Origin of the sequence: Pseudomonas sp. Irchel 3H7 (assembly GCF_900187605.1) — a bacterium.
GTDB lineage: Bacteria > Pseudomonadota > Gammaproteobacteria > Pseudomonadales > Pseudomonadaceae > Aquipseudomonas.
On the sequence record NZ_FYEA01000001.1, the window covers coordinates 697,256 to 712,739 of the forward strand.

Here is a 15,484-nt window from a genome sequence, read left to right on the forward strand (position 1 = left end):
TATGTCGATTGGCCAGCAAGTCGAACCCGGTAAAAAAGTCCTACAACACCAAATTACCTTTCCGACACCACGCTGACTCAGGCGTCCACCATCGCCATCGCCTCCTCGACATCCACGGCTACCAGTCGCGAACAACCCGGTTCATGCATCGTCACGCCCATCAACTGCTCGGCCATTTCCATGGCGATCTTGTTGTGGGTGATATAGATGAACTGCACGGTCTGCGACATCTCCTTAACCAAGCGTGCGTAGCGTCCAACGTTAGCGTCATCCAGCGGTGCGTCAACTTCATCGAGCATGCAGAACGGCGCCGGGTTCAACTTGAAGATGGCAAAAACCAGTGCCAGTGCGGTCAGGGCTTTTTCCCCGCCGGAGAGCAAATGGATGGTGCTGTTCTTCTTCCCTGGCGGCTGCGCCATGATCGTTACCCCTGTATCGAGTAGATCTTCGCCCGTCAGTTCCAAATACGCGCGCCCGCCACCGAAAACTTTTGGGAAAAGCGCCTGTAAACCACCATTGATCTGATCAAAGGTATCTTTGAAGCGGTTACGGGTTTCCTTGTCGATCTTGCGAATGACGTTTTCCAGGGTCTCCAGCGCTTCGACCAGATCGGCGTCCTGCGCATCCAGATAACGCTTACGCTCGGACTGTTGCGTGTATTCGTCGATGGCCGCGAGGTTGATCGCACCCAGGCGCTGAATCCGCGCATTGATGCGTTCGAGTTCTTCTTCGGCTTCGCGTTCACTGGCTTGCGCGGTTAATGTCGCGAGTACGCCGTTGAGATCGTAGCCGTCTTCGAGCAATTGATCCTGCAAGGCTTTGCGGCGCACGGTCAGGGCTTGCCATTCCATACGCTGCTGTTCGAGTTGGCCGCGAATCAGCTGCGATTGCTGCTCGGCCTGAGTCCGGCGTTTTTCCGCGTCGCGCAATTCGCGATCGGCATCTTCCAAAGCGATCTGCGCGGTCTTGAGTTCTTCATCGACGGTCATGCGCTTGTCGAGCAGTTCATCGAGTTTCAGACGCAGCTCTTCCAGCGGTGCCTCGCCCTCCTCCAGATTCAGACTCAACTGTCCGCGTTTTTCGGTGAGGCGCTCGGCCTGCATTTCCAGACGCTCCAGCGCCTGGCGCGTGGAGTCGTGCTGCGCGCGCAATGAGCCAAGACGCACGGCCAATTGATGGGCGTGATCCTTGTGCTGCCGCGCTTCCTGACGCACGCGATCAAGGCGTTCACGCAAACTGTCACGCTGGGCCAACAGCAATTCGCGTTGCTCGGTGTCCAGCGCCATGGCATCCAGCGCTTCCTGCAATTGCATGCGCGCTTCGCCGATCTGTTCGTGCTCGAGTTCGCGTTGCTCGCCGAGTTCGACCAGCTCTTCATCAAGACGGGTACGACGCAGCGTCAACTGTTCGGCCTTGGCTTTGCCGGCAGATAACTGCGCTTTCAGTTCACCTTGCTGACGCGCTTCGTCTTGCAGCAAACGACGCAAATGTTCGCGGCCGTTTTCCTGCTGACGCTGTTGCGCGCGCAGGGTCTGCAAACGGGTTTCCATGGCCTCGACCGTGGCTTCTTTCTCTTCGCGTTCGAGGTGCAGCGCTTCGATTTCCTGGCCACGGGCGAGCATGCCGCTTTCCGCTTCGCTGGCCCGGCGCACGCGCAAGAAATGCCGGCCGACCCAGTAACCGTCGCGGCTGATCAAACTCTCGCCAGCGCTCAACTGCCCGCGCAAGGCCAAAGCCTGTTCAAGGCTGTCGACCGGTTTGACCTGACCGAGCCACGGCGACAGATCGATCTGCGCGTCGACCTTGTCGAGCAAGCTGCCAGCGACGCGCACGCCATCGCTGGCCGGGCTGAGCAGGCGCAGATCGCCTTGGGTGAAACCGGATAAATCGAAACCGCTGAAATCGTCGACCAGCACCGCTTGCAGGTCAGCGCCGAGCACGGTTTCCACCGCCAATTCCCAACCGGCCTCAACCTTCAGGCCTTCGGCCAGGCGCGGGCGCTCGGCGAGGTTGTGTTCCTTCAGCCATTCGGCGGTGCCGGTGCCCGGGTCGAGCGCAGCTTGCTGCAAGGCTTCGAGGGACGCGAGGCGACCGTTAAGACGCTGCAAATCGCCCTGCGCCTGTTGTTGCGCGGTCAACGCCTGCTGCAATTCCTGACGCAGTTGTTCAAGCTTTTCGACCTGCGCTTCTTCGCTGGTCTGCAGGTCTTCGAGGGTCGCTTCCGACTCGGCGAGCTGCTCGTTGAGTTCCATGATCGCCGCGTCTTCCGGGTCAGCCGAAAGCAACGCGCGCTCTTCGCCGAGACGTTTTTGCCGGTCGGCGAGACGCTCCATGCTGGTTTCCAACTGCTGGATGCGCGACTGCTGCACTTCGGCCTGACGACGCGGTTCGGCAGCGGTCAGGTTGAAAGCGTCCCACTGCTCCTGCCAGCCGTGCATGACGGATTCGGAATCTTCCAGCGCGGCAGCAGCCTCTTCGGCGGCAGCGCTGGTGACTTCCTGTTCGGGAGTGAGCATGTCCAGCTCTTCGCCGAGGGTCAGCAGCAACGTACGGTCGTGGCCCAGGTGCGATTCGGTTTCCAGGCGTGCGCGTTCGGCTTCTTTCAAGTCGTCCTGCAACTGCCGCAGACGTTGCTGGCCGTGCTGAATACTCTGTTCGACCCGGGCGATGTCGCCGCCGACCGAATAGAAGCGCCCCTGCACCAGATTGAAGCGCTCGGACAGGTCATGGTGACCGTCACGCAGGCGTTCGATGGCCGCATCCGCATTACGCTGCTCAGCAACCAAGGCTTCGAAACTGATTTCCTGGGTACCGATGATTGACTCGCGCTGGCCGACCTGATCGTTGAGATCCTGCCAGCGCAAGGCCGACAGTTGCGCCTTGAGCTGACGCTCCTCGGCTTTGAATTCCTGATACTTCTTCGCCGCTTCGGCCTGACGGTGCAGGCGCTCGAGTTGACGCTCGAGCTCATCACGCAGGTCAGTCAGACGCGCGAGGTTTTCGTGGGTGCGGCGGATGCGGTTTTCGGTCTCGCGGCGGCGCTCTTTATATTTCGAGATGCCGGCCGCTTCTTCGATGAAGTTACGCAGGTCTTCAGGCTTGGACTCGATCAGCTTGGAGATCATCCCCTGCTCGATGATCGAATAGCTGCGCGGGCCAAGGCCGGTCCCGAGGAAGATATCGGTGATGTCGCGACGACGGCATTTGGTGCCGTTGAGGTAATAGGTGGTCTGGCTGTCGCGGGTGACTTTGCGGCGGATGGAAATCTCCGCGTAGGCCGCGTACTCGCCGAGCAAGGTGCCATCGGAGTTGTCGAAGACCAGTTCGATACTGGCCTGACTCACCGGTTTGCGGCTGGTCGAACCGTTGAAGATGACGTCGGTCATCGACTCGCCACGAAGGTTCTTCGCCGAACTCTCGCCCATCACCCAGCGTACGGCGTCGATGATGTTCGACTTGCCGCAACCGTTCGGCCCGACGACCGCCGCCATGTTACTGGGGAAGTTCACCGTGGTCGGGTCGACGAAGGATTTGAATCCCGCCAGTTTGATGCACTTGAGCCGCACGCTTAGGCAACCGTCAGGGCGGAAACCACCAGATCGCAGCTGCGCTGGGCATAAGCCGTCAGCACGATGCGGATCTGCGGTAAATCACGGGCAAGCACGGCGGCCAGCAGGCGTTCGAACAGTTCGAGGAACTCGCTCATTGAAGCCTTGCGCTGTTCGAGGGCGAGGAAGTAGGCGCGGCTCATCGCCGGTTGCAGGTTCTCGACGGTCTCTTGCAGGTACGGGTTGTTGGCGAACGGATAGGCGGCGCGCATCACGGCGAAGCTTTCATCGACGAAGCTGCGGATGTCCTGACGCTCGTAGCTGGCGGTCAGGCGCTGCTGGATCTGCACGAACGGCGCCATGTCCGACTGCACTTGCCAGCCATTGGCCACCGAATTGCCGAGCAGGATGTACAACTCGCTCATCAGCGTGCATAGGCTCTGCACCTTGTGCGGCGTCAGTTCGGTGACGTGCGCGCCACGACGCGGCAGGATCGCGATCAGGTGGCGGCGTTCGAGGATCAGCAAGGCTTCGCGGACCGAACCGCGGCTGACATTCAGCGCCAGCGTGACCTTCTGTTCCTGGATGCGCTCTCCCGGCTTCATTTCGCCACGAATGATGCGTTCGGCGAGGTGGTGAGCGATTTGCTCGGCGAGGCTGTCCGGCGCCTTGAACGTCATGGTTGTCCTTCAAACTCTATCGATCTGCACAAGCGGCGCAGTGTAGCGCAAATGCACGGTCATGGCGGAGTGCCCACTCAGCAGTTTTTGGCACGATTCCCGCAAAAAAGCAGGGGATCCAATGAGGGTCAATACTGAATAGACACGTAGTTGATCGACGAAACGCATTTTCCTGACCTTTAAGTCAGAAAACCATTGACCGAAAAGTCAGACCTGCTAAATTCGGTTCACGTCGGTTAACAACAATAATGAGTCTGCGAGGCCTTCCGTGATCCAGTTTTTACTTAACCAGGAACTCCGTAGCGAGCACGCCCTGGACCCGAATCTGACTGTGCTCAATTACCTGCGTGACCACGTGGGCAAGTCCGGCACCAAAGAAGGTTGCGCCAGCGGTGACTGCGGCGCCTGCACCGTGGTGGTCGGCGAGTTACAGACGGATGACGCTGGCCGCGAACACATTCGCTATCGCAGCCTCAACTCGTGCCTGACCTTTGTGTCGTCGTTGCACGGCAAACAACTGATCAGCGTCGAAGACCTCAAACACCAAGGCGAACTGCACAGCGTGCAGAAAGCCATGGTCGAGTGCCATGGCTCGCAGTGCGGTTTCTGCACCCCCGGCTTCGTCATGTCGCTGTTCGCCCTGCAAAAGAACAGCGATGCACCGGATCAGGCCAAGGCCCACGAAGCGCTGGCCGGCAACCTCTGCCGCTGCACTGGCTACCGGCCGATTCTGGCCGCTGCCGAACAATCCTGCTGCGGCAAGCAAGCGGATCAGTTCGATGCCCGCGAAGCGGAGACCATCGCCCGCCTGAAAGCCATCGCCCCGACCGATATCGGCGAACTCAACAGCGGCGACAAACGCTGCCTGGTGCCGCTGACCGTCGCTGATCTGGCCGACCTTTATGACGCGTACCCACAAGCGCGCCTGCTCGCCGGCGGCACCGATCTGGCACTGGAAGTCACTCAGTTCCACCGCACTTTGCCGGTGATGATCTATGTCGGCAACGTCGCCGAAATGAAGCGCATCGAAACCTTCGAAGACCGCATCGAAATCGGCGCCGCCACCGCCCTCTCCGACTGCTACGAAGCGTTGAACGCCGAGTACCCGGATTTCGGCGAACTGCTGCACCGCTTCGCCTCGCTGCAAATCCGCAACCAGGGCACCCTCGGCGGCAACATCGGCAACGCCTCGCCGATCGGTGACTCGCCACCGCTGCTGATCGCCCTCGGCGCGCAGGTGGTGCTGTGCAAAGGCGAAACCCGCCGCACCCTGAACCTCGAGGATTACTTCATCGACTACAAAGTCACCGCCCGTCAGGAAAGTGAATTCATCGAGAAGATCATCGTGCCGCGCGCCAGCGCCGAGCAATTGTTCCGTGCCTACAAAGTCTCCAAGCGTCTGGACGACGACATCTCCGCCGTCTGCGCCGCGTTCAACCTGCGCGTCGAAAACGGCGTAATCACCGATGCGCGCATGGCGTTCGGTGGTATGGCCGCGATCCCGAAACGCGCCGCCCACTGTGAAGCCGCACTGATCGGTGCGCCGTTCAACAACGCCGTGGTCGAGCGCGCCTGCGCTGCACTGGCGGAAGATTTCACCCCGCTCTCGGACTTCCGCGCCAGCAAGGAATATCGCCTGCTCAGCGCGCAGAACCTACTGCGCAAATACTTCATCGAACTGCAAACACCGCACATCGAGACTCGGGTGACCGCTTATGTCTAACCATCACGGCGTAGAGAAAACTCAAGCTGAACTGGCTGAATTGTTCGCCAAGGACCTGACCTCCGGTGTCGGCCGCAGCGTCAAGCACGACAGCGCCGCCAAGCACGTGTCTGGTGAGGCGCAGTACATCGATGACCGCCTGGAATTTCCGAACCAGTTGCACCTGTACGCACGCCTGTCGGACCGCGCCCACGCGAAAATCATCAGCATCGACACCTCGCCGTGCTACGCCTTCGAAGGCGTGCGCATCGCCATCACCCACGAAGACGTGCCGGGCCTGAAAGACATAGGCCCATTGTTGCCGGGCGACCCGCTGCTGGCCATCGATGACGTGCAATTCGTCGGTCAACCGGTGCTCGCCGTCGCCGCGAAAGATCTGGAAACCGCGCGCAAAGCCGCGATGGCGGCGATCATCGAATACGAAGATCTCGAGCCGGTGCTGGACGTGGTTGAAGCCCTGCGCAAACGCCATTTCGTGCTCGACAGCCACACCCACCAGCGCGGCGATTCGGTCTCGGCACTGGCGACCGCTGAACATCGCATTCAAGGCACGCTGCACATTGGCGGCCAGGAACACTTCTATCTGGAGACGCAAATCTCTTCAGTGATGCCGACCGAAGACGGCGGCATGATCGTCTACTGCTCGACGCAGAACCCGACCGAAGTGCAGAAACTGGTCGCCGAAGTGCTCGACGTGTCGATGAACAAAATCGTCGTCGACATGCGCCGCATGGGCGGTGGCTTCGGCGGCAAGGAAACTCAAGCCGCCAGCCCGGCGTGCCTGTGCGCGGTGGTTGCGCACCTCACCGGTCAGCCGACCAAGATGCGCCTGCCGCGCGTCGAAGACATGCTGATGACCGGCAAGCGTCACCCGTTCTACGTCGAATACGACGTCGGCTTCGACAGCACCGGGCGCCTGCACGGGATCAACATGGATCTGGCCGGCAACTGCGGCTGCTCGCCGGACTTGTCCGCGTCGATCGTTGACCGGGCGATGTTCCACTCGGACAACTCGTACTACCTCGGCGATGCGACCATCAATGGTCACCGCTGCAAGACCAACACCGCGTCGAACACCGCTTACCGTGGTTTCGGTGGTCCGCAAGGCATGGTCGCGATCGAAGAAGTGATGGACGCGATTGCCCGTCACCTGCAGCTCGACCCACTTGCCGTGCGCAAGGCCAACTACTACGGCAAGACCGAGCGCAACGTCACCCACTACTACCAGACCGTCGAGCACAACATGCTCGAAGAGATGACCGCCGAACTGGAAGAAAGCAGCCAGTACCACGAGCGCCGCGAAGCCATTCGTCGCTACAACGCCAACAGCCCGATCCTGAAAAAAGGCCTGGCGCTGACCCCGGTGAAATTCGGCATTTCCTTCACCGCGAGCTTCTTGAACCAGGCCGGCGCGCTGATCCACATCTACACCGATGGCAGCATCCACCTGAACCATGGCGGCACCGAAATGGGTCAGGGCCTGAACACCAAAGTCGCGCAGGTCGTGGCCGAAGTGTTCCAGGTCGAAATCGATCGTGTGCAGATCACCGCGACCAACACCGACAAGGTGCCGAACACTTCGCCGACGGCAGCGTCGAGCGGTGCCGACTTGAACGGTAAAGCGGCGCAGAACGCGGCGGAAATCATCAAGAAACGCCTGATCGAATTCGCTGCCCGTCACTTCAAAGTCACTGAAGAAGACGTTGAATTCCACAACGGCCATGTGCGTGTTCGCGACCATATCCTGACCTTTGAAGCGCTGATCCAGCAGGCGTATTTCAATCAGGTGTCGCTGTCGAGCACTGGCTTCTACAAGACTCCGAAAATCTACTACGACCGCAGCCAGGCGCGTGGGCGTCCGTTCTACTACTTCGCCTTCGGCGCGGCGTGCTGCGAAGTGATCGTCGACACCCTGACCGGCGAGTACAAGATGCTGCGCACCGACATTCTTCACGACGTCGGCGCCTCGCTGAACCCGTCCATCGACATCGGTCAGGTCGAGGGTGGTTTCATTCAGGGCATGGGCTGGCTGACCATGGAAGAACTGGTCTGGAACAACAAAGGCAAGCTGATGACCAACGGCCCGGCCAGCTACAAGATCCCGGCGGTGGCGGACATGCCTCTGGATCTGCGGGTGAAACTGGTGGAAAACCGCAAGAACCCGGAAGACACCGTGTTCCATTCCAAGGCTGTCGGTGAACCGCCGTTCATGCTCGGGATTGCTTCGTGGTGTGCGATCAAGGATGCGGTGGCAAGCCTCGGTGATTACAAGCATCAGCCGCAGATCGATGCGCCGGCGACGCCGGAGCGGGTGTTATGGGGGTGTGAGCAGATGCGTCAGCTCAAAGCGGTGAAAGCCGTTGAAGCTGAAACCGAGCTGGCTCCGCTCTAAAGACCGAGGGGCGGCCAATCGCTGGCAAGCCAGCTCCCACAGGTTTTTGTGGCGTTTAACCGATAGGCGTTACACCGCAAATCCTGTGGGAGCTGGCTTGCCAGCGATGAGGCCCGAACAGACAACGATGTTGTAGGGGTGAACTATGTACAACTGGATCGACGCCCTCGCCGACCTGCAGAACCAGGGCGAACCCTGTGTGCTGGTGACGATCATCGAAGAACTCGGCTCGACGCCACGTAACGCCGGTTCGAAAATGGTCATCAGCGCTAACCAGAGCTTCGACACCATTGGTGGCGGGCATCTGGAATACAAAGCCATGCAGATCGCCCGCGACATGCTCGCCAGCGGCAAGCAGGACACTCATCTGGAGCGCTTCAGCCTTGGCGCCAGCCTGGGCCAGTGCTGCGGCGGCGCCACCGTGTTGCTGTTCGAACCGATGGGCCAGGTGCAGGCGCAAATCGCCGTGTTCGGTGCCGGTCACGTTGGCCGCGCTTTGGTGCCCCTGCTCGCCAGCCTGCCCTGCCGGGTGCGCTGGATCGATTCGCGCGAGGCCGAATTCCCCGAACAGATCCCCCACGGCGTGCGTAAAATCGTTTCCGAAGAGCCTGTGGATGAAATCGATGAGCTGCCCGCCGGCAGTTATTGCATCGTCATGACCCACAACCATCAGCTCGACCTTGAACTCACTGCCGCGATCCTCAAGCGCAACGACTTCGCCTACTTCGGCCTGATCGGTTCGAAGACCAAACGCGCGAAGTTCGAACACCGTTTGCGTGATCGCGGTTTCGACAGCGGCGTCGTGCAACGCATGCGCTGCCCGATGGGCATCGGCGAAGTCAAAGGCAAACTGCCTGTGGAAATCGCCATCTCCATCGCCGGCGAAATCATCGCAACCTACAACGCCAACTTCGGCCAGCAGACTGCCAGCGCCGAACCGATTGCCAAACTGCTGCCGGTTTCGCGGCGCAGTCAGGCGACCAAACTCAAAGCCTCAAACTGATTAGAGAACCCTCATGCCTCTGACTCGCAAAGCCTACCGCGCCGCCATCCTGCACAGCATCGCCGACCCCGCCGAAGTCGGGATTGAAGCCTCCTACGAATATTTCGAGGATGGCCTGCTGGTGGTCGATGGCGGCAAGATCAGCGCCCTCGGCCACGCCAGCGAATTGTTACCGACCCTGCCGGCGGACATCGAGATCGAGCACTACCAAGACGCGCTGATCACCCCGGGCTTCATCGATACCCACATTCACTTTCCACAAACCGGCATGGTCGGTGCCTACGGCGAGCAATTGCTCGACTGGCTGAACACCTACACCTTCCCGTGCGAAAGCCAGTTCGGCGACAAGGCCCACGCCGATGAGGTCGCGGACATTTTCATCAAGGAACTGCTGCGCAACGGCACCACCACCGCGCTGGTCTTCGGCAGCGTGCACCCGCAGTCGGTAAACTCGTTCTTCGAAGCCGCCGAAAAGCTCGACCTGCGCATGATCGCCGGCAAGGTGATGATGGACCGCAACGCGCCGGACTACCTGACCGACACCGCCGAATCGAGCTACGTCGAAAGCAAGTCGCTGATCGAGCGCTGGCACGGCAAGGGTCGCCTGCACTATGCAGTTACTCCACGCTTCGCGCCGACCAGTACTCCGGAACAACTGACCCTCGCCGGGCAACTGCTGAGCGAATACCCGGATCTGTACATGCAGACCCACATCAGCGAAAACCTCAAGGAAATCGAGTGGGTCAAGGAGCTGTTCCCGGAGCGTAAAGGCTATCTCGACGTTTACGATCACTACCAATTGCTCGGCGAGCGCTCGGTGTTCGCTCACGGCGTGCACTTGTGCGACGACGAATGCGCGCGTCTGGCGGAAACCGGCTCGGCGATCTCGTTCTGCCCGACCTCGAACTTGTTCCTCGGCAGCGGCTTGTTCAACCTGCCGATGGCCGAGAAGCACAAACTCAACGTCGGTCTGGGCACTGACGTCGGCGGCGGCACCAGTTTTTCGCTGCTGCAAACGCTGAACGAAGCGTACAAAGTGATGCAACTGCAAGGTGCGCGACTGAGCCCGTTCAAGTCGCTGTATCTGGCGACGCTGGGTGGCGCACGCGCCCTGCGACTGGAAGACAAGATTGGCAACCTGCAACCGGGTTCTGATGCTGACTTCCTGGTGCTCGATTACAACGCTACGCCGCTGCTGAGCTATCGCTTGAAGCAGGCCAACAATATTGCCGAGACGTTGTTTGTTCTGATGACGCTGGGCGATGACCGCACGGTGCAGCAGACGTATGCGGCAGGTGCTTTGGTGCATCAGCGCTAAGCTTTTCCAAGGCATAAAAAATCCCCCGGTGGTGTGTACCCCGGGGGATTTTTTGTTGCCTGTCAGATTGCTATCGCTGGCAAGCCAGCTCCCACAGGTTTCTCGATGTATCGCAGATTTGGTGAACCCCACAATTCCCTGTGGGAGCTGGCTTGCCAGCGATTGGGGCGACTCGGTGTCATTTAGAGCTTGGCCGCAGGGCGCCCCGGCTTCTTGGTCTGCAACAAATGCGAGAACACCGCATGCAGATCATCCGACGCGCCTTCCTCGTCGAGGTTGAGCTTGCTGTCGATGTGATCCATGTGATGCATCATCAGATTCACCGCCAACTCACCGTCACGTTTCTCGATCGCGTCGATCAACTGGGTATGTTCATCGTACGAGCAATGCGAGCGGTTGCCGCTTTCATACTGGGCAATGATCAGCGACGTCTGCGAAACCAGGCTGCGCTGGAAACTGATCAGTGGGGCGTTCATCGCCGCTTCCGCCAGTTTCAGGTGGAATTCGCCCGACAGCCGAATACCGGCGCCGCGATCACCGCGCGAGAAGCTGTCGCGCTCGTCGTTGACCATCTGGCGCAACTCGGCAATCTGCTCGGCGGTGGCGTGTTGCACGGCCAACTCTGTGATCGCGCGCTCGACCAGACGGCGAGCGAGAAACACCTGACGCGCCTCTTCAACACTCGGGCTGGCGACGACGGCGCCACGGTTCGGCCGCAACAGCACCACGCCCTCATGGGCCAGACGCGACAGCGCGCGGCGAATGATGGTGCGGCTGACCCCGAAGATTTCCCCCAGCGCTTCTTCGCTCAATTTTGTGCCGGGCGCCAGACGCTGTTCGAGGATGGCCTCGAAGATATGCGCGTAGACAATATCGTCCTGGGTTCCGCTGCGGCCGGCTTTGCCTGCTCGCGGTTGTTTCTTGAGGGGTTGCAACTGTTCGTTCATGGGCACTCGAGTCGGGAGAACTGCGGCGAATAGACCGTGACTGTAATACGGCACAGTAGGTCGCTGGCAAGTATCGCGTAAAAAACAGCGCGATTGTACACAATGGATGGTGGCAACACGACTGTATGGCTGTTTGTGACCTCCGCTGTATTGCAACGATCCGTTACGTTTGAGTTTAGGCTTGATCGCAGAATCCGCTGCCAGAACACCACCTACCCTGTAGGAGCTGCCGAAGGCTGCGATCTTTTGACTTTGATTTTGAGAAGCAAGATCAACAGATCGCAGCCTTCGGCAGCTCCTACAAGGGTTTGCGTTATGGCGGACATCTTCATTGGTATAAGGAACACCGTTGTCATGAACGACGCCACGCACACTCAACTGCGCCCGCTGGCCGATACCTCGCCCTCAGCCATCGTCGCCGGGTTCATCGCGATGATGACCGGCTACACCAGCTCGCTGGTGCTGATGTTCCAGGCCGGGCAAGCGGCGGGCCTGACCAGCGGGCAGATTTCTTCGTGGATCTGGGCGATCTCGATCGGCATGGCGGTGTGTTCGATTGGCCTCTCGCTGCGTTATCGCACGCCCATCACCATCGCCTGGTCGACACCCGGCGCAGCGTTGCTGATCACCAGCCTCGGCGGCGTCAGTTATGGCGAGGCCATTGGCGCCTACATCACCTGCGCCGTGCTGGTGACGATCTGCGGCCTGACCGGCAGCTTCGAACGCCTGGTAAAAAAGATCCCCGCGTCACTGGCAGCGGCATTGCTGGCGGGGATTCTGTTCAAGATCGGCAGTGAAATCTTCGTCGCCGCGCAGCATCGCACCGGGCTGGTGCTGGGGATGTTCTTCACTTATTTGCTGGTCAAGCGTCTGTCGCCGCGTTATGCCGTGCTCGCCGCGCTGCTGATCGGCACCGCGCTGTCTGGCTTCATGGGGCTGCTGGATTTCAGCGGTTTTCATCTGGAAGTGGCGACGCCGGTGTGGACCACGCCGCACTTCTCGTTGGCAGCGACCATCAGCATTGGCATTCCGCTGTTCGTGGTCGCGATGACCTCGCAGAACATGCCCGGCATCGCCGTCCTGCGCGCCGACGGTTACAACGTTCCGGCCTCGCCGCTGATCACCACCACCGGCATCGCTTCACTATTACTGGCGCCGTTCGGCTCCCACGGCATCAACCTCGCGGCCATCAGCGCGGCGATTTGCACCGGGCCGCATGCCCATGAGGATCGCAACAAGCGCTACACCGCTGCGGTCTGGTGCGGGATTTTCTACGGGATTGCCGGGGTGTTCGGCGCCACGTTGGCGGCGTTGTTTGCCGCGCTGCCGAAGGAATTGGTGCTGTCGATTGCCGCGCTGGCGCTATTCGGCTCGATCATCAATGGTTTGAGCATTGCCATGGCCGAGGTGAAGGAACGGGAGGCGGCGTTGATTACCTTTATGGTCACGGCGTCGGGGCTGACGTTGTTTTCCATTGGTTCGGCGTTTTGGGGGATTGTCGCGGGGGTTTTGACGCTGGTGATTTTGAATTGGCGTAAAGCCTGAGGTCAAAAGCCCCTCACCCTAACCCTCTCCCAGGAGGAGAGGGGACTGATCAGGGTGTTTGGAAGACATACGCCGACGTGGGATACCGAGTTGAACTCAGGTTTTGAACAGCCCACAAGTCGGCTCCCTCTCCAGGGGGAGAGGGCTGGGCGGGCGGCGTTCCGATGAGGGGTAGCCTCACCGCAAATCCCAAACCGAACCCCCAAACACCAGACGAAAAAAAACGGCGACCCTCAGGTCGCCGTTTTTTTCAGTATCACTTAGCCGCGTTGATCGGCTTTTCCGGATACCAAACGTCCAGCAACGGGCTGACTTCATACTTGGTCAGCTCGGAGCGGGTTTTCAGCCAGGCTTCAACGGCAGCGCGCTGCTCTTCGTTGACCGAGCCACGCTTCTGCAGGCATACCAGACCGAAGTCGTCGCCGCCAACATAACCCAGACCGTTGGCTTCCATGGCTTCTTTGATGAATGCTTCGAGGAAAGCGTCAATGGCTTCTTCGGACAAGTCTTCTTTGAAGTCCAGGTTCAGTTCGAAACCCAGCTCTTGAAATTCATCAACGCACAGTTTTTTGCGCAGACGCTGGGAACGGTTAGTCGCCATTGGAACAATCCTCTTAAGTAAATACGGCGGGCACTTTACCAGTTTAAGCAATCGATTGCCCGCCTCTCTGGACACAGCGGCCGACCGTCTGTAAAAAAATCAACGAATCGCCACCCCGAGGACGGCACAATCGGTTACACCTTGGGGCATAATGCCGACACTTTCGTGACCACTGAGGACCTTTTCATCCATGTCCTCGTCTTTTTTCCCCTCGGCTGTAGGGTTTTATTTCATATGATCAAATCGTTGCGTCCACTGTTTCTCGCCGGCCTTCTTCTGCCACTGGCCCTGAATGTTTCTGCTGCCACCATCAACACCTCCCTCACCCCGAATGTCGAAAAAGCCCTCAAGGCGAGCAAATTGCAGCCCAGCGCCCTGTCGCTGGTGATGGTGCCGCTCGACGGCCCGGGCACGCCGACCGTGTTCAACGCCGACGTGTCGGTCAACCCGGCCTCGACCATGAAACTGGTGACTACCTACGCGGCGCTGGAAATGCTCGGCCCGAACCATCAGTGGAAGACCGAGTTCTACACCGACGGTGACCTCAACGGTGGCATTCTCAACGGCAACCTCTACCTCAAGGGTGGCGGCGATCCGAAACTGAACATGGAAAAACTCTGGCTGCTGATGCGCGACCTGCGCGCCAACGGCGTGACGCAGATCACCGGTGATCTGGTGCTCGACCGCAACTTCTTCGTGCAGCCAGTGCTGCCGGAATTCAACGATGACGGCAATGACGAGAACAAGCCGTTCCTGGTCAAACCCGACTCGTTGCTGGTCAACCTCAAAGCCCTGCGATTTGTTGCCCGCAACGATAACGGGCGGGTGCTTATCTCGGTTGAGCCGCCAATCGCCAGCGTGCGCATCGAAAACACCGTCAAGGCGTTGCCCTCCAAGCAATGCACCGGCGGCGTGCGCTACAACCCCGTGCCGCAAGCCGATGGCAGCGTGACCGTGACCGTGGCCGGCCAGTTGGGCGAAGGCTGCAGTTCGCAGACTTATCTGTCGCTGCTCGACCACGCGACTTACACCGCCGGCGCAGTGCGCGCGATCTGGAAAGAGCTGGGCGGCAGCATTCAAGGCAAGGATCGTCTGGCCTCGACACCGGGCAACGCCAAACTGCTGGCTCGTGCCTACTCGCCAGATCTGGCGGAGATCATCCGCGACATCAACAAATACAGTAACAACACCATGGCCCAGCAGCTGTTCCTCAGCCTTGGCCAACGCTTCCGCAACGACGCCGACGGTGACGACGCCAAGGCAGCGCAACGCGTAGTGCGTCAGTGGATGGCGAAGAAAGGCATCACTGCACCGCATCTGGTGATGGAAAACGGCTCCGGTTTGTCTCGCGCAGAACGGGTCAGCGCCCGCGAGATGGCGAGCATGCTGCAAGCGGCGTGGCACAGCCCGTATGCCGCCGAGTACATCAGCTCGCTGCCGATCGCCGGCACCGACGGCACCATGCGCAAGCGCCTGAAAACCACGGCGATGCGCGGTGAGGCGCACGTCAAGACCGGTACTTTGAACACCGTGCGGGCGATTGCCGGTTTCAGCCGTGATGTGAATGGCAATACCTGGGCGGTGGTGGCGATCCTCAACGACAAGGCGCCGTTTGGTGCATCGTCGGTGCTGGATCAGGTGCTGCTGGATCTGTACAAACAGCCGAAACTGGCGCAGACCGCTTCGGTCCTGTAACGCCGTTCAAGCAACAGCACAAAACCCTGTGG

At 59.9% G+C, this 15,484-nt stretch carries 10 protein-coding genes; 6 read left to right on the forward strand and 4 right to left on the reverse strand.

Annotation, left to right across the window (positions count from 1 at the left end; genetic code table 11):
• Positions 1-77: 77 nt before the first annotated feature.
• Positions 78-3,566: a chromosome segregation protein SMC gene (gene smc / locus CKW38_RS03275; protein ID WP_095111810.1), complete on the reverse strand. Its 3,489-nt coding sequence runs from the start codon at positions 3,564-3,566 to the stop codon at positions 78-80.
• A gap of 2 nt (positions 3,567-3,568) precedes the next feature.
• The gene (locus CKW38_RS03280; RefSeq protein WP_007918384.1) at positions 3,569-4,228 is read right to left on the reverse strand and encodes a GntR family transcriptional regulator; all 660 of its coding nucleotides are present in this window, start codon (positions 4,226-4,228) and stop codon (positions 3,569-3,571) included.
• 268 nt (positions 4,229-4,496) lie between these two features.
• Between CKW38_RS03280 and xdhA the strand changes: the two genes are divergently transcribed.
• The 4 genes from xdhA to guaD all read left to right on the forward strand — a co-directional run bounded on the left by xdhA (position 4,497) and on the right by guaD (position 10,664).
• Positions 4,497-5,951 (forward strand): xanthine dehydrogenase small subunit, encoded by a 1,455-nt coding sequence (xdhA, locus tag CKW38_RS03285; protein ID WP_095111811.1) that lies wholly within the window; start codon positions 4,497-4,499, stop codon positions 5,949-5,951.
• Entirely contained in the window at positions 5,944-8,343 is a 2,400-nt protein-coding gene (gene xdhB / locus CKW38_RS03290) for a xanthine dehydrogenase molybdopterin binding subunit (RefSeq protein WP_007918382.1), read from the forward strand. Before xdhA ends, xdhB begins: the two co-directional genes overlap by 8 nt.
• Before the next feature lie 145 nt (positions 8,344-8,488).
• Entirely contained in the window at positions 8,489-9,346 is an 858-nt protein-coding gene (gene xdhC, locus CKW38_RS03295) for a xanthine dehydrogenase accessory protein XdhC (protein WP_095111812.1), read from the forward strand.
• A gap of 13 nt (positions 9,347-9,359) precedes the next feature.
• A complete protein-coding gene (gene guaD, locus CKW38_RS03300) occupies positions 9,360-10,664 on the forward strand; it encodes a guanine deaminase (RefSeq protein ID WP_095111813.1) in 1,305 nt (434 codons plus the stop codon).
• A gap of 182 nt (positions 10,665-10,846) precedes the next feature.
• Here guaD and CKW38_RS03305 read toward each other — a convergent pair whose 3' ends face one another.
• Positions 10,847-11,611, reverse strand: a complete 765-nt coding sequence (locus CKW38_RS03305) for a GntR family transcriptional regulator (protein ID WP_007918375.1) — start codon at positions 11,609-11,611, stop codon at positions 10,847-10,849.
• 354 nt (positions 11,612-11,965) lie between these two features.
• Between CKW38_RS03305 and CKW38_RS03310 the strand changes: the two genes are divergently transcribed.
• Complete coding sequence (locus tag CKW38_RS03310; protein WP_095111814.1) at positions 11,966-13,156, forward strand: benzoate/H(+) symporter BenE family transporter; 1,191 nt, start codon at positions 11,966-11,968, stop codon at positions 13,154-13,156.
• A 256-nt stretch (positions 13,157-13,412) separates the two neighbouring features.
• Here CKW38_RS03310 and CKW38_RS03315 read toward each other — a convergent pair whose 3' ends face one another.
• Positions 13,413-13,757, reverse strand: coding sequence for a YggL family protein (locus CKW38_RS03315; protein WP_007916365.1), 345 nt, complete (start codon positions 13,755-13,757; stop codon positions 13,413-13,415).
• Positions 13,758-13,991: 234 nt separating this feature from the next.
• On the opposite strand from CKW38_RS03315, the gene dacB reads away from it, so the two are divergent.
• The gene (dacB, locus tag CKW38_RS03320; protein ID WP_007916366.1) at positions 13,992-15,452 is read left to right on the forward strand and encodes a D-alanyl-D-alanine carboxypeptidase/D-alanyl-D-alanine-endopeptidase; all 1,461 of its coding nucleotides are present in this window, start codon (positions 13,992-13,994) and stop codon (positions 15,450-15,452) included.
• Positions 15,453-15,484: the final 32 nt, after the last annotated feature.

Excerpts from the sequence above, each read along its gene's own strand:
- CKW38_RS03280 (WP_007918384.1), bottom strand. The coding sequence starts at position 4,228 with ATGACGTTCAAGGCGCCGGACAGCCTCGCCGAGCAAATCGCTCACCAC.
- xdhB (WP_007918382.1), top strand. The coding sequence starts at position 5,944 with ATGTCTAACCATCACGGCGTAGAGAAAACTCAAGCTGAACTGGCTGAA.
- xdhC (WP_095111812.1), top strand. The coding sequence starts at position 8,489 with ATGTACAACTGGATCGACGCCCTCGCCGACCTGCAGAACCAGGGCGAA.
- guaD (WP_095111813.1), top strand. The coding sequence starts at position 9,360 with ATGCCTCTGACTCGCAAAGCCTACCGCGCCGCCATCCTGCACAGCATC.
- CKW38_RS03305 (WP_007918375.1), bottom strand. The coding sequence starts at position 11,611 with ATGAACGAACAGTTGCAACCCCTCAAGAAACAACCGCGAGCAGGCAAA.
- CKW38_RS03310 (WP_095111814.1), top strand. The coding sequence starts at position 11,966 with ATGAACGACGCCACGCACACTCAACTGCGCCCGCTGGCCGATACCTCG.
- CKW38_RS03315 (WP_007916365.1), bottom strand. The coding sequence starts at position 13,757 with ATGGCGACTAACCGTTCCCAGCGTCTGCGCAAAAAACTGTGCGTTGAT.
- dacB (WP_007916366.1), top strand. The coding sequence starts at position 13,992 with ATGATCAAATCGTTGCGTCCACTGTTTCTCGCCGGCCTTCTTCTGCCA.